Annotated in this window: 12 protein-coding genes, 1 tRNA gene, 1 pseudogene and 1 CRISPR repeat array; of the genes and pseudogenes, 5 read left to right on the top strand and 9 right to left on the bottom strand. The window is 30.8% G+C overall.

Annotation, left to right across the window (positions count from 1 at the left end; genetic code table 11):
- Positions 1-21 precede the first annotated feature (21 nt).
- The 3 genes from pth to ACODSI_RS12945 form a co-directional block, all read right to left on the bottom strand.
- Positions 22-642, bottom strand: a complete 621-nt coding sequence (gene pth / locus ACODSI_RS12955) for an aminoacyl-tRNA hydrolase (RefSeq protein WP_488917280.1) — start codon at positions 640-642, stop codon at positions 22-24.
- Positions 643-841: 199 nt separating this feature from the next.
- Positions 842-1,447: a 50S ribosomal protein L25/general stress protein Ctc gene (locus ACODSI_RS12950; protein ID WP_488917279.1), complete on the bottom strand. Its 606-nt coding sequence runs from the start codon at positions 1,445-1,447 to the stop codon at positions 842-844.
- A 140-nt stretch (positions 1,448-1,587) separates the two neighbouring features.
- Positions 1,588-2,529, bottom strand: a complete 942-nt coding sequence (locus ACODSI_RS12945; RefSeq protein ID WP_488917278.1) for a ribose-phosphate pyrophosphokinase — start codon at positions 2,527-2,529, stop codon at positions 1,588-1,590.
- A 431-nt stretch (positions 2,530-2,960) separates the two neighbouring features.
- On the opposite strand from ACODSI_RS12945, the gene ACODSI_RS12940 reads away from it, so the two are divergent.
- A tRNA-Leu gene (locus tag ACODSI_RS12940) sits at positions 2,961-3,040 on the top strand.
- Here the strand turns inward: ACODSI_RS12940 and ACODSI_RS12935 are convergent.
- The 3 genes from ACODSI_RS12935 to ACODSI_RS12925 all read right to left on the bottom strand — a co-directional run bounded on the left by ACODSI_RS12935 (position 2,994) and on the right by ACODSI_RS12925 (position 5,726).
- Entirely contained in the window at positions 2,994-4,637 is a 1,644-nt protein-coding gene (locus tag ACODSI_RS12935; RefSeq protein WP_488917320.1) for a recombinase family protein, read from the bottom strand. The two genes, ACODSI_RS12940 and ACODSI_RS12935, sit on opposite strands and share 47 nt — an antisense overlap.
- Positions 4,612-4,803 carry a hypothetical protein gene (locus tag ACODSI_RS12930; RefSeq protein WP_488917277.1) on the bottom strand — a complete coding sequence of 64 codons (192 nt, stop codon included), beginning with the start codon at positions 4,801-4,803 and terminating at the stop codon, positions 4,612-4,614. The genes ACODSI_RS12935 and ACODSI_RS12930 overlap by 26 nt, the downstream gene beginning before the upstream one ends.
- 65 nt (positions 4,804-4,868) lie before the next feature.
- Positions 4,869-5,726, bottom strand: a complete 858-nt coding sequence (locus ACODSI_RS12925; RefSeq protein WP_488917276.1) for a hypothetical protein — start codon at positions 5,724-5,726, stop codon at positions 4,869-4,871.
- A gap of 94 nt (positions 5,727-5,820) precedes the next feature.
- Between ACODSI_RS12925 and ACODSI_RS12920 the strand changes: the two genes are divergently transcribed.
- Both ACODSI_RS12920 and ACODSI_RS12915 read left to right on the top strand, forming a co-directional pair.
- The gene (locus ACODSI_RS12920) at positions 5,821-6,198 is read left to right on the top strand and encodes a hypothetical protein (protein ID WP_488917275.1); all 378 of its coding nucleotides are present in this window, start codon (positions 5,821-5,823) and stop codon (positions 6,196-6,198) included.
- Positions 6,199-6,205: 7 nt separating this feature from the next.
- The gene (locus ACODSI_RS12915) at positions 6,206-6,430 is read left to right on the top strand and encodes a hypothetical protein (RefSeq protein WP_488917274.1); all 225 of its coding nucleotides are present in this window, start codon (positions 6,206-6,208) and stop codon (positions 6,428-6,430) included.
- A gap of 60 nt (positions 6,431-6,490) precedes the next feature.
- Here the strand turns inward: ACODSI_RS12915 and ACODSI_RS12910 are convergent, their stop codons facing one another.
- The 3 genes and pseudogenes from ACODSI_RS12910 to ACODSI_RS12900 all read right to left on the bottom strand — a co-directional run bounded on the left by ACODSI_RS12910 (position 6,491) and on the right by ACODSI_RS12900 (position 8,659).
- The gene (locus tag ACODSI_RS12910; RefSeq protein ID WP_488917273.1) at positions 6,491-6,910 is read right to left on the bottom strand and encodes a hypothetical protein; all 420 of its coding nucleotides are present in this window, start codon (positions 6,908-6,910) and stop codon (positions 6,491-6,493) included.
- 29 nt (positions 6,911-6,939) lie between these two features.
- Positions 6,940-7,152 (bottom strand): hypothetical protein, encoded by a 213-nt coding sequence (locus tag ACODSI_RS12905; protein ID WP_488917272.1) that lies wholly within the window; start codon positions 7,150-7,152, stop codon positions 6,940-6,942.
- A gap of 723 nt (positions 7,153-7,875) precedes the next feature.
- Positions 7,876-8,659 (bottom strand): annotated as a pseudogene (locus ACODSI_RS12900) (endonuclease/exonuclease/phosphatase family protein).
- 95 nt (positions 8,660-8,754) lie between these two features.
- Between ACODSI_RS12900 and cas1 the strand changes: the two are divergent.
- On the top strand, positions 8,755-9,639 hold the full coding sequence (gene cas1 / locus ACODSI_RS12895) for a type II CRISPR-associated endonuclease Cas1 (protein WP_488917271.1): 885 nt from the start codon (positions 8,755-8,757) through the stop codon (positions 9,637-9,639).
- Positions 9,630-9,959 carry a CRISPR-associated endonuclease Cas2 gene (gene cas2 / locus ACODSI_RS12890; RefSeq protein ID WP_488917270.1) on the top strand — a complete coding sequence of 110 codons (330 nt, stop codon included), beginning with the start codon at positions 9,630-9,632 and terminating at the stop codon, positions 9,957-9,959. The genes cas1 and cas2 overlap by 10 nt, the downstream gene beginning before the upstream one ends.
- Before the next feature lie 220 nt (positions 9,960-10,179).
- Positions 10,180-13,175: a CRISPR direct-repeat array (repeat unit 36 nt; unit sequence AATATTGTGTTTTCTAATCTTTAATCAATCCACAAC).
- Between the last annotated feature and the right edge of the window lie 16 nt (positions 13,176-13,191).

Below are 13,191 nucleotides of genomic sequence, written 5' to 3'. Positions count from 1 at the left end.
TAATATTATACTTCCCTTTTTTTATTTTCCATTATAGCTGTTCATGGTGTTGTTGAGTCCGGCTAGAGCAAAAGAATTGACTATTTCGGCTGCTATTTCATAGCGTTCGGGTAGTTTGGCTTTTTCATCTTCGTTCCATTCACCGAGTACATAATCTACTTGTTGTCCTTTTTTGAATTGGTCGCTGATGCCAAATCGGAAGCGTGGATATTCAGAAGTGTTTAATAACAGTTGGATGTTTTTTAATCCGTTGTGACCACCATCGCTGCCTTTTGACTTGATGCGAATGGTTCCGAAAGACAAGTTTAAATCGTCGGTGATGACTAAGATGTTTTCTTTGGCTATATTTTCTTTTTCCATCCAATATTTTACCGCTTTTCCACTTAAATTCATATAAGTGTTTGGCTTTAAAAGAAGGAGCGTACGGCCTTTGGTTTTATACTCTGCGATATCACCCAGTTTAGCAGTTTGAAAGCTAGTATTCTCTTTTTTAGCAATAAAATCTACGATTTTAAAACCGATGTTGTGGCGTGTGTTTACATATTCGGCGCCAATATTGCCTAGGCCGACAATTAGGAATTTCTTCATTGGGTCTGTAATTTCTTTTTCTTTGATTTGAAATAATTTTGAAAGCCAATTCATGGTGTAAAAATACTATAATTGTTTAGAATTTTAAACTTTATGCAAATGGATTGCCAGCTAACCCTGATTGAGGTGATAGCTCGCAGCGCAGCAAGACTAAAACCGAAAGCAGGAATAGGGTTTAGGAAGGAGCCAAAACATTCGTTCATAAAAAAAGCACCAGTAAAACTGATGCCTTTTGGTATGGATAAGATTGAAATTATTTTTTCTTTCCTTTTGCTCCTTTTTCTGCTTTTGCAGCTTCTTGAGCCGCTTTCATAGCAGCACGTGAAATCTTCACTTGACATACTACAGTGTTGTCTGGGTGCATTAATTTGAAATTGTTGGTAGCTAATTTAGTTACATACAATTTGTTCCCCATTTGTAATTCAGAGATGTTAGCTTCTACAAAATCAGGAAGATTTTTAGGTAAAGCTTTTACTTTTAATCTTCTTTGGTTTAAGTTTAAAACTCCTCCTAAAAGGACCCCTGGAGACGTTCCAGTAACTTTTACAGGTACTTCCATAACGATTTCTTTATCGTCTGATAATTGGAAGAAGTCGATGTGTAAAATAGCATCACTTACAGGGTGAAACTGGATGTCTTGTAAGATAGCATCGAATTTTTTACCTCCTAAATCAATGGCAACTGTGTGCGCATTTGGAGTGTAAACCAAACTTTTGAAAGCTTTTGCTTCCGCTTGAAAATGTACTGGTTGACTTCCTCCGTAAATTACGCAAGGAACCATTCCAGCATCACGTACGGCCTTAGTCGCAACTTTACCTACGCTTTCTCTTTCTGATCCTTTAATTGAAATTGATTTCATTGTAAAAATATATAGTTAATAATTATAAAAATTCATTTTTTAGCTTTCAGCTATTAGCCTTTAGCTTTTTTGGGCGTTCCCTTCGGGCGGGCTTTCGGCTGCACGCGGTGCTTGCCTCTATCCCTAACGCATTCTGTTCATTACATCAGGAATTTACCACTGATGGAATTGTTGTGTTGTACCATGTGCATTACTTCTGCAAATAGTGGTGCACAACTCACTACTTTTATTTTGTTAGACTCTTTCTTTAACGGAATGGAGTCGGTCACAATTAATTCTAATAACTTAGAATTTTCTATTTTTTCGTAAGCTTCTCCCGATAAAATGGCGTGTGTACAAATGGCTCTTACACTTAACGCACCTTTTTCTATCATGAGGTCGGCTGCTTTGGCTAAGGTTCCTCCAGTGTCGATCATGTCGTCTACTAGAATTACATTTCTGCCTTTTACTTCTCCGATAAGTTCCATAGTGTCAATCACATTGGCTACTTTTCGTTGTTTGTAACATATTACTACGTCCGATTCTAAAAACTTAGAGTAGGCGTAAGCTCTTTTTGAACCTCCCATATCGGGTGATGCGATGGTTAAATTTTCTAAATTTAAACTTTTCACATACGGTAAAAAGATAGTAGACGCAAACAAATGATCTACTGGTTTTTCGAAAAACCCTTGAATCTGATCGGCATGTAAATCCATGGTCATGATTCGCGTAGCACCTGCGGTTTCTAGTAGTTTTGCCACTAATTTTGCTCCAATCGGCACTCTTGGTTTGTCTTTACGGTCTTGTCTTGCCCATCCAAAGTAAGGAATTACAGGAGTTATGTGTCTAGCTGAGGCTCTTTTAGCAGCATCAATCATTAACAATAATTCCATTAAATTGTCGGCGCTAGGAAATGTAGAGCAAACAATAAAAACGCGTAATCCTCGAATTGATTCTTCAAACGAAGGTTGGAATTCACCATCACTATATTTAGAGAACGTAACTTTACCCAGCGGAACGCCATAGTTTTTGGCTATTTGTTCGGCTAAGTGGACACTTTGGGAACAAGCAAATATTTTTGCTTCTGGTTCTTGATGTGACATTTTGTGTTGTTTTAGTTCCGCTGCGGTTCTTTTTTTGGAATAAATTCTAAAAATATAATTGCCTCGGATGTAGTTAGTTAGTTGTGTGTCGTGTTAACGAGGTGCAAATTTAGAAATAAAATCGGACTCTGAAAGGATATTTTTAACTATTTTCTTGAAAATATGAATAAAAATTATTTACATTTGCACTCCTAAATATTTGATATGAGATATTAAATATTAGATTTACGTTCTTTTTTATAAAATTTAGTATTAATTATTATCCAAATAGTATTAGTTTTAATTGTTTTTTTTAATTCTAATCTATTTAATTATTGTCTAATTAGCATAAATTTTGATTGTTTTTTGAAATTTTAATCTACTAACGACTGCCCGGATGGCATAATTTTAATTAATTTTTTCTAAAAATTATAAATAACACATCATCTCTAGCCCGGATGGCGGAATTGGTAGACGCGCACGACTCAAACTCGTGTACTTAGGTGTGTGGGTTCGATTCCCACTCCGGGTACTAAACTAGACTCATCACTTTTTAAGTGGTGAGTTTTTTGTTTTAAATCAGTATAATTACTTGAAAAACTGATAGTTAATACAAATAAAGAATTTACTTTTTTGGTTCGATATTCTCTATTTTTGATAGAATATTTAAAACCTTCAGGAAACAGCATTTCTTGAAACTTCCTTTTTTTATTAAAATCTAACGAAGTATAGAATTCACTGGGGTTATGACTGATTTTGAAAAAATATTTCATTACTTTTTCATGGTTCGATTTTTTTGTAGGTATTTTTTCTAATTCGATTAACTTTTGTTTGATTTGATCATTTACTTTTTGTCCTTGTCTTTCAAAAATATCTTTGCTAATTTCTCCAATTGCATATTTATATTCCATTTTATCAATGATTTCCTTTAACTCATTAATGTCTTTGGAGAGCAATCTTTTTCTTTCTGAAACATCTGTCATTTCTTCGTCTAAAATTTTTTTAAGTTGTTCCGAGAATAAATTTTCAAGATCTTTTGATAATTTAAATTCATTTATTTTAGCAAGAAATTGTTCATGTAAACCTTCATGTATAGATCTTTCGGTTGAATTAGCGTTAGCCGTTTTATTGCAAACATTACATTTATAATAGAACACTTGTTTTTTCTTATTTAGGTATGAGGTCATGGATTCATTACACTCATTACAAATTAAAAATTTTGGAGCTAATGGAGTTTCTTCTTTTCCTTTCAATTTAGAAATGCCTATTTTACTCGAACCATTAAGTATACTTTGTAGGATATTAAATTCTTTTTTTGTGATTAAAGGTTCCCAAGGCCCTTTTATGTATTCATCATCTAGAAGTGTATTGCAAACTCTGCCAGCATAGAATTCATTTCTCCACATATTGGCTAGAGATTGATAAGCTAATTTAATGCCTTTAGATTGTAACCAATCAAGAACTTCCTTGTCAGTATATGATTTGTATATTTTTAATTTGAATGCTTCTTTAAATAGTATTCCTTCACGATTAATTTTAATTTCTTGAAATGCTTGTACCATATTTGGATTGGTTACTCTTGGGCCATAATGATCATAACCTCTAGGAGTTCTTCCAAATAGTTTACCGTTGTTTAACGCATTTATCAGACCTGGAATTATGGTGTCCTGTCTATTGAAGTTTTCTTTTTGAGCATAAAGTAATTGAGTCGAAAATTCGTTTTCAGCTCTTTCATTGAATGTGTTGTGCTCCGTACTTACTGAATATAACAGCACATTAAATTCCTTGCGAAGTTTTACAAATAGTTGAATATGTTCTGCTCCAGCTCTACCAAAGCGACTAGGTGACCAAATCAATATGATTTTGGGTCTTTTGGATGGAGTTGTTTTCTTAATCTTGTCAATTAATTCTTTTAGTGTACTTTGAGTATTTATTTTTTTTGAACTTTCATATTCAGCATCGAATTCTTCAGTTATTATTAAACCATTATCTTTAGCAAATGCTTTAATTTTCTTCACTTGTGTTTCAATACTACCATTATTTACAAATTGCTCTTTTGTTGATACTCTAGTATAAGACCAAACAGTTGATCCATAAAAATCTTTAATTGTTACGTTTTTCTTTTTCATTTTTATAATGATCAAAAATTAATTTAGTGAATTGGTATAATGATTTTGAAAATTCTAATGCTGTTTCTTCGTTTAAATGATTTTTTAAACTAGGAACTATAGTTATTAACTCTGAATAATCTAAAAGATTGTCTTTTTCATCAGATGTAAATTTCTCTTGGCCCATATCTTGTTACAGATAATACGGGCTGAGTGTACAGGAACCGAATGCGTTTTACAATAAACATATTTTTACGATTTAATAGTTACTTTATAATTGTTTTGCGAACGAGTGTCAACAGTAATTTTTGCGCCTGTAGGAAGTTTTGTGTTTAGGAAAAATTCTGCTAGTTCTTCTGCTTTTTTATGACTTTCAGTTATTTTGTATATTTTACTTTCGCCTTTTTCATTAACAATAATTTCTAATAGTTTGGGTCTATCAAAAATTAATACTCGTCTTATTTTATTTTCAATTTCTGAAAGATAAGTTAACTCATTTTTATTTCTTTCAAAGTCTAAACCAATAAGTTTTGATAGATGTGGGAAATAAGGTATTGTTATTAAGGTTTCTCTATAAAAAAGATTGTTGAGTTCATTATTGATGTCATTTCCGCTATAACTAAATCTATATTCTTCTGTTTTTGGACAATAAATAAAAGAGACGTTCTGTCTGTTACTCTTTAAACAATTTTTGATAGTATCTTTAAATGGTGTTATATCTCTTCTGTATACATGATGCATCATAACTTCATCATCTAAAAAGGTTTTGAACCATTCTTTTTCTTCTAATGAAAACTCTTTTTTAGGATCTTTTATTGCATCTTTTAATACTTCGTCTGCATAGGTGCTGAATAATGGTTTAATCCAAATACGTTCTGAAAGGACTTCTAATTTATCTGAAGTAATTCCTATGTTAGACAACTCATTTATTATCAATATCCATAATGCTTCTGGAAGTGTCATCAATGCTTTTCGTTCTTTTACTAAAAAAGGGATGATGTTTCTGTCTTTCCAATAATTCATTTGTCTAGATGTTATTTCTAAGTCTTTGGTCGTGTATTTTTTTTCAGATATTAGTTCACCAATTTTTGAGTAAAATGTTTTCTTCATGTATTTAATTATTGATAAGACGATACAGTTAAAATTTACTACGTGGTAAATATAATAAAAATATTTATCTTTGTAAAATATAATAAATAAATTTATGAAAAAACCAATAAAAAAATGTAAAAATCCTGAATGCCAAGATGTTATTTTGGAATATAAAAGTGCAAAGCGTAATTATTGTAATGACAGTTGTAGAAATAGAGCAGGCTATTTAAATAGATTAGTTGAAGAAAGAGAGTTTGAATTGGAAAAAATGAAAGCAAAGCTGAATTATAAAGCATTAAAACAATGTATTAATAAAAATTACCTTGAAATTGATTTAACAACACTTGAACTATTGAATTTTGATATTAACTATCTTAAATTTAATAAACTATTAGTTGACAATAATGAACAATACAAAGCATACAAAATAAAGGATATTGAATTTTATTATAATTCAACAAAAGCGAAAATGATAATAATTAAAACTTAATACTACTATGAAAGAAATTCATTTAACACCACATCAAAAAATGTTGTCTCCATTAGAGTTGTCTAGTGAACTTGGCTTAGTTAAACCAATTGAAGAAATACAATTCAACAATAAAATAGGTTATTTTTTATTTGGATCATTAATTACCGTTACAGCAATTTTTATTTTTATAAATTGGAAAAATCACAATCAAGAAAAGAAAACAAATCTCATTGACTGTTCAATAAGTTAGAATCAGTGAAAATTGATGAAAATCGATTATAATTAATTTTTAATTTTTCTCACTAATTTTTTAATCAATGGCAACAAGTTGTTTTAATACTGGTTTTGGTGTTGGGTTTCTTTTTCCCTTATAATCATTATCATTAGGCAAAACAATATAATTTATACTATAAGAAAGGATTTGATTGGCATTGTATATTTCTTCATTTTTGGGTAATGGAACAATACTTATTTTGGTTGATGAAGCATTAAATATAATATCAATATCATGTGAATCATATTTGTTTATATTATCGTTTAAGTTAGGATCAATATAATATTCAGTTGTATTATCCTCTGATTGAAGAATTATTTTAAACTTTTCAGGTGCATTGATATTAATGGCAGTTTCGAATTGTATCAATTTTATCAATCCATCCTTGATGCTGATCCAAAATGGGTCTCTTTTATAATATTTTGATTTACAAATTGTAGCTGAGCAATTGTTCATATACTTTTATTCTTTGTGATAACTATATTTTAATCTTCCCATCCACACAAGGTTAAACCTAATGCTTTAGCTTCTTTTAAAGATTTTTTGACTACTTCATGCTTACAAGCATTTAGTCCACGGCAGGTTTCTGTATAATGGTATTTGGTTGCTTCTTTACTATTGCAAATATAAACATCGTCTTTAACAATAGTAAAGGATGTTAGACAGTACAGTAAACAGATTGATATAAATTTTTTCATAGAGTTTAATTTCTACTTTAATGGTTTTCGATACAATTTTCACTTCATTACATTACGTGAAAATCACTCCAACTGACGTATTGAGATATAGTTCTTGTTCGCGATATAATTTTCACCTCATTGCTTTAAGTGAAAACCACACGAATTGACGTTGTAGTATTTTATAAAAGTACTAATATTAATTTACTTGTAATTCATATTCTTCTCCATTTTCATCAATGGCTTTTAGGATTCCTTTATTAATCCATTCTACATCAACTTCGAGTTCTTTTCCTTCGGGATTGGTTATGAAGCCTGTGCCGTATTTTCCTTCAATTGTAATATTCCCAGTTACTTCATTACCTTGTGTGTCTGTGCCAGTAACGTCGTAATTGTAAGAGTAGTTTCCATGTTCTCCTTTTCGGAATTCATATTGGTAGTTGGTATCTACATGATGTGTTGTTTCTTCTTGAGTTATTAAAGTATCAACGGACTTTTTAACAATTTAGTCTTTAGGTTCTTCTTTTTTTCTACAGGTTGTCATTAATAATGAAAGTAAATAGTAGAACAGAATCACGGAAGTTTTAAATTGCGGTTTCATGGTGTTGCTTTTTTTCAAACTTACACCTGATGTTTATTATTACCTTACGGGAAACCGTAATAAGAAGAGAAAAGATAATAGATGAAAGATAATAGATTGGGTTGGTTTTTTATTAGAACATATAGTATTACACTTTGAGGATGTTATATTAAATTAAATTCTAGTGTGATGGGGATGTGGTCTGATATTTCTTTAGCTTCTTTTAGGGATGTGAAGTTATTGTAGAAATGAATTACTTCTGCTTTTATAGCTCTTATTTTAGTGTTGTTGTACCATATAATGTCAAATTCTGAGGCTAAACAATCTTTGGAATTGCATTCTTTTTTGAGCGATGTTTTTTGATTAGTAAAGGCACAGTTGTACCCTAGTTTTCTTAAAGGATTGAACACAGTGTGGGATTGTGGACAATTGAAATCGCCAGTAAAAATAAGGTTTAGGGTTGGGTATTCATCGGGTAAATATTTGAAGTATTTTATTTCTGTTTCGGGCTGTTTGCTTTTGGTGATTGCGTGAAAATTGGCAATTGTGAATTGTTTGGAATTGTATTCGAAGGTGCAAAAATAGGGTTCTCGATCTATTTCGAGGTTGTATTTCTTTGCCTATTTTTTTGACTTTGGCGGTTTTCCAGAGAAAGGCGTAGCGTTCTGTTTTGTAGGCGCTGCTTGTGGTGGGGTCGCTAATGGAGTAGTCCCATTTTGTGCCTATTCTGTTGAGTTCGTCGGCGAGTTTTGCTACTGCTTGTGCGCCACCGTTTCCGGCAACTACTTCTTGAATGGCTACGATATCATATTCTTTGAGCGTGTTGGCGATGTAGGTTAGGGTGGAGTAGGTTTTTGATTTGCCAAAGTTTTCTAGGTTCCAAGAGAGGAGTTTTACTTGGGAAAATGAAATTGTTGATATTAAGATAAAAAAAATACTATATTTCATTTTTTTCTTCAAAATTAAATCTTTTTTTAAAATTTATTTACGGTTTCCCGTAAAACTAATGTTTTAATAGTAAGTAATTTAGTGTAAAAACTATTATGCTTAAAAAAACTATTTTACTTGAGAATAAAGCATCGCTAACAGCAAAAAATCTTCAATTAGTTGTAAAATCTGAGATTAGGGAAAGTTCGATACCTGTTGAAGATATAGGGTTTTTGGTTATAGATCATCCTGAAATATACCTAAGTATTCCAGCTATGAATTTATTGGTAGAATACAATGCGGCAGTGATTATATGCAGTACTAATCATTTACCTAATGGCATGTTTTTAAACCTTAATAGTCATCATATCCAACAAGAGATTTTTAAAAATCAGATAGATGCTAGCGTACCGCTAAAGAAGCAATTATGGCAACAAACGATTGTTGAAAAAATCACGAATCAAGGGATTTTATTAGAGAAAATTACGGGTAATAAAAATTCATTTCCTTTTTTAGCTGGTAAAGTATTAAGTGGTGATACTACTAATATGGAAGGTGTGGCTGCTAGTCAGTATTGGAAATCATTTTTTGATGCAACTTTTAAGCGTGAACGGTTTGGGGATTACCCTAACAATTTTTTAAATTATGGTTATGCAGTGTTGCGAGCTGCAACGGCAAGAGCTTTGTCAGGAAGTGGATTATTAAATACTTTAGGAATTCATCATAAAAGTAAGTATAATGCTTTTGCCTTGGCTGATGATATTATGGAACCTTTTCGCCCCATTGTTGACGAAAAAGTTTTTGAACTAATGCAGAAGTATGATGAGCAAGAGTTAAACACATTACTTAAATCGGAACTTTTGCAACTATTAACACAAACAGTTTATTTCAAAGATGAGAAAAGCCCTTTGATGGTGGCGTTGCAAAAAACAGCAAGTTCATTGCAACAATGCTATACTGGAGATAGAAAGAAGATAAAATATCCAAAATTATGGAGCTAAACGGATATCGAATTATGTGGCTATTTGTATTTTTTGACTTACCGACAGAAACAAAGAAAGACAAAAAGAATGCGTCTGGATTTAGAAACAACTTGCTGAAAGATGGATTTAGTATGATGCAATATTCTGTATATGTACGTCATTGCGCTAGTAGTGAAAGTGCCGATGTGCATGAAAAACGAATACACCGATTATTACCGCCTTTAGGCAAAGTGAGTGTATTACGAATAACCGACAAGCAATTTGGCAATATACTCAACTTTTGGGGCAAAGCCGAAGTGCCTAAAGAAGCACAACCTACACAGTTAGAACTATTTTAAATTATTATCTTACGGCACAATATAATTATTACATTCCGCTTTTTGTCATTCCGAGGCACGAGGAATCTCATAATCCAACAAACCCAATAAAAATTAGTAATTCACAATCACTACAAATAAAAAAATGCTTCAATCTTGCCTTTTCACTGCAAAAAAGAAGCATTTTTTATCACGATATAGTGGTTTATTTTGTTGATTATTAGAAGGTAAGAAGCCAACTAATATTGTGTTTTCTAATCTTTAATCAATCCACAACTGATAAACATTTCCGATGATTTCATAATGAAATATTGTGTTTTCTAATCTTTAATCAATCCACAACGGTAAAACAAATGGAATTTGTACAAACTGAATATTGTGTTTTCTAATCTTTAATCAATCCACAACGCATCGGCAACATTTCTAGTGATTTTAGTTAATATTGTGTTTTCTAATCTTTAATCAATCCACAACCCAAAAGGTTACATTGAACTGGGTAACAAAAATATTGTGTTTTCTAATCTTTAATCAATCCACAACTATCCTGCCATAATTTAAAATTTAAATGTAATATTGTGTTTTCTAATCTTTAATCAATCCACAACACAACAGATAGAGTTATTCCAATAATGGGAAATATTGTGTTTTCTAATCTTTAATCAATCCACAACAATCACAATTAAAAATGATAAAAAACCATTAATATTGTGTTTTCTAATCTTTAATCAATCCACAACTGAGTGCACCTTTACAAATAGTTGTGATGAATATTGTGTTTTCTAATCTTTAATCAATCCACAACTCTACAACTCCAGTTGAAATATTAGACGCTAATATTGTGTTTTCTAATCTTTAATCAATCCACAACTTCTCTTTCAAAACCCTTGAAAGTATTTTTAATATTGTGTTTTCTAATCTTTAATCAATCCACAACAAATCGTTACTAATATGAAACTGTTTTTTTAATATTGTGTTTTCTAATCTTTAATCAATCCACAACCGAGAAGTTAAAAGCGGAAAAGCAGGAACTAATATTGTGTTTTCTAATCTTTAATCAATCCACAACTCTACAATGATAAAGATATGGCGTTGAAATAATATTGTGTTTTCTAATCTTTAATCAATCCACAACACAGCACCAACAATAGGTCCACTATTCGGAATATTGTGTTTTCTAATCTTTAATCAATCCACAACAAGAAAGCTGAATCATTATTGAGAGTGGCAATATTGTGTTTTCTAATCTTTAATCAATCCACAACTAGATGGTCAGACTTTTACTGCTTATTTAAATATTGTGTTTTCTAATCTTTAATCAATCCACAACGAAGGTGATGTACAAATTGCAATTGAAGAAAATATTGTGTTTTCTAATCTTTAATCAATCCACAACATTCTAACAAGCGCAGTGTGGCTTCAAAGCAATATTGTGTTTTCTAATCTTTAATCAATCCACAACACAGTAGGTATACTCATAATTTATGGTATTAATATTGTGTTTTCTAATCTTTAATCAATCCACAACCCATTGATGGGTAAGAATGATTGTGGTTGTAATATTGTGTTTTCTAATCTTTAATCAATCCACAACTAGTTATAGACGATCCAATTAAACCCGAAGAATATTGTGTTTTCTAATCTTTAATCAATCCACAACATAATACTTTGTCGACCGCCTTACTTGTCGAATATTGTGTTTTCTAATCTTTAATCAATCCACAACTATCCGAGAGTAATACGATAATAATTAAAAAATATTGTGTTTTCTAATCTTTAATCAATCCACAACAACCAATATTCGGTTTGTGTTTGTTAATTTAATATTGTGTTTTCTAATCTTTAATCAATCCACAACAGATTCCATTTTTCAGTTTTATAATTCCAAAATATTGTGTTTTCTAATCTTTAATCAATCCACAACAATTGTAGGTTTACAAGTGATAACAACAAAAATATTGTGTTTTCTAATCTTTAATCAATCCACAACTTGGTGGCGTAACTTTATTTGCAAGTATTTAATATTGTGTTTTCTAATCTTTAATCAATCCACAACACCGCATTAACAATTATAGACTCATTGTATAATATTGTGTTTTCTAATCTTTAATCAATCCACAACGGTTACTTGGGATTCTCCATCATAATAACTAATATTGTGTTTTCTAATCTTTAATCAATCCACAACATATTCCTAATAATAGCAGCTATTCTACATAATATTGTGTTTTCTAATCTTTAATCAATCCACAACACCGCAACACCAGTAAGATTAAAAAGAATAATATTGTGTTTTCTAATCTTTAATCAATCCACAACTATTGTTGAAAGAATGTCATCCATTCCCCAAATATTGTGTTTTCTAATCTTTAATCAATCCACAACAAAACGTGCTTATTCATCCCAAAAGCTAAAAATATTGTGTTTTCTAATCTTTAATCAATCCACAACAGTAGCTACATTATTTGTACAAAATACTATAATATTGTGTTTTCTAATCTTTAATCAATCCACAACTATTCGGGTTCTAAACCGCTTAAGCAACCAATATTGTGTTTTCTAATCTTTAATCAATCCACAACATGGCAAGTGGTGGCTTTTCTTTATACAGAAATATTGTGTTTTCTAATCTTTAATCAATCCACAACAACAATATGACTTATACATCATCTAATAATAATATTGTGTTTTCTAATCTTTAATCAATCCACAACGCTACTAAAGAAATTGCATTACAACAAAAGAATATTGTGTTTTCTAATCTTTAATCAATCCACAACAGTAATGGTATAGTTAATTGGGTAACAAAGAATATTGTGTTTTCTAATCTTTAATCAATCCACAACTCTGTAAGCTTTTTAAATAACTGGCAGGCGAATATTGTGTTTTCTAATCTTTAATCAATCCACAACCGTAAGTAAAACAGCAATCGCAAAAAGAAAAATATTGTGTTTTCTAATCTTTAATCAATCCACAACACTATACAAAAGAAGATAATATAACTATTAATATTGTGTTTTCTAATCTTTAATCAATCCACAACGTGAGCCATAATACAACTTACGGATTTAAAATATTGTGTTTTCTAATCTTTAATCAATCCACAACAACGGAATAAAAGACGATGTGACTTATATTAATATTGTGTTTTCTAATCTTTAATCAATCCACAACAATGGAATTAAAGACGACGTTACCTATATTAATATTGTGTTTTCTAATCTTTAATCAATCCACAACAACACTACGCAAATAT

The sequence above is a fragment of the Flavobacterium sp. FG139 genome, assembly GCF_057809695.1.
This window is presented reverse-complemented; position numbering and strand designations above follow the sequence as displayed.

What these genes read in the sequence shown, in the direction of transcription:
- ACODSI_RS12945 (WP_488917278.1), bottom strand. Translation starts at nt 2,529, where the DNA reads ATGTCACATCAAGAACCAGAAGCAAAAATATTTGCTTGTTCCCAAAGT.
- ACODSI_RS12950 (WP_488917279.1), bottom strand. Translation starts at nt 1,447, where the DNA reads ATGAAATCAATTTCAATTAAAGGATCAGAAAGAGAAAGCGTAGGTAAA.
- ACODSI_RS12930 (WP_488917277.1), bottom strand. Translation starts at nt 4,803, where the DNA reads ATGGGCCAAGAGAAATTTACATCTGATGAAAAAGACAATCTTTTAGAT.
- ACODSI_RS12925 (WP_488917276.1), bottom strand. Translation starts at nt 5,726, where the DNA reads ATGAAGAAAACATTTTACTCAAAAATTGGTGAACTAATATCTGAAAAA.
- cas2 (WP_488917270.1), top strand. Translation starts at nt 9,630, where the DNA reads ATGGAGCTAAACGGATATCGAATTATGTGGCTATTTGTATTTTTTGAC.
- ACODSI_RS12935 (WP_488917320.1), bottom strand. Translation starts at nt 4,637, where the DNA reads ATGAAAAAGAAAAACGTAACAATTAAAGATTTTTATGGATCAACTGTT.
- pth (WP_488917280.1), bottom strand. Translation starts at nt 642, where the DNA reads ATGAATTGGCTTTCAAAATTATTTCAAATCAAAGAAAAAGAAATTACA.
- ACODSI_RS12905 (WP_488917272.1), bottom strand. Translation starts at nt 7,152, where the DNA reads ATGAAAAAATTTATATCAATCTGTTTACTGTACTGTCTAACATCCTTT.
- cas1 (WP_488917271.1), top strand. Translation starts at nt 8,755, where the DNA reads ATGCTTAAAAAAACTATTTTACTTGAGAATAAAGCATCGCTAACAGCA.
- ACODSI_RS12920 (WP_488917275.1), top strand. Translation starts at nt 5,821, where the DNA reads ATGAAAAAACCAATAAAAAAATGTAAAAATCCTGAATGCCAAGATGTT.
- ACODSI_RS12915 (WP_488917274.1), top strand. Translation starts at nt 6,206, where the DNA reads ATGAAAGAAATTCATTTAACACCACATCAAAAAATGTTGTCTCCATTA.
- ACODSI_RS12910 (WP_488917273.1), bottom strand. Translation starts at nt 6,910, where the DNA reads ATGAACAATTGCTCAGCTACAATTTGTAAATCAAAATATTATAAAAGA.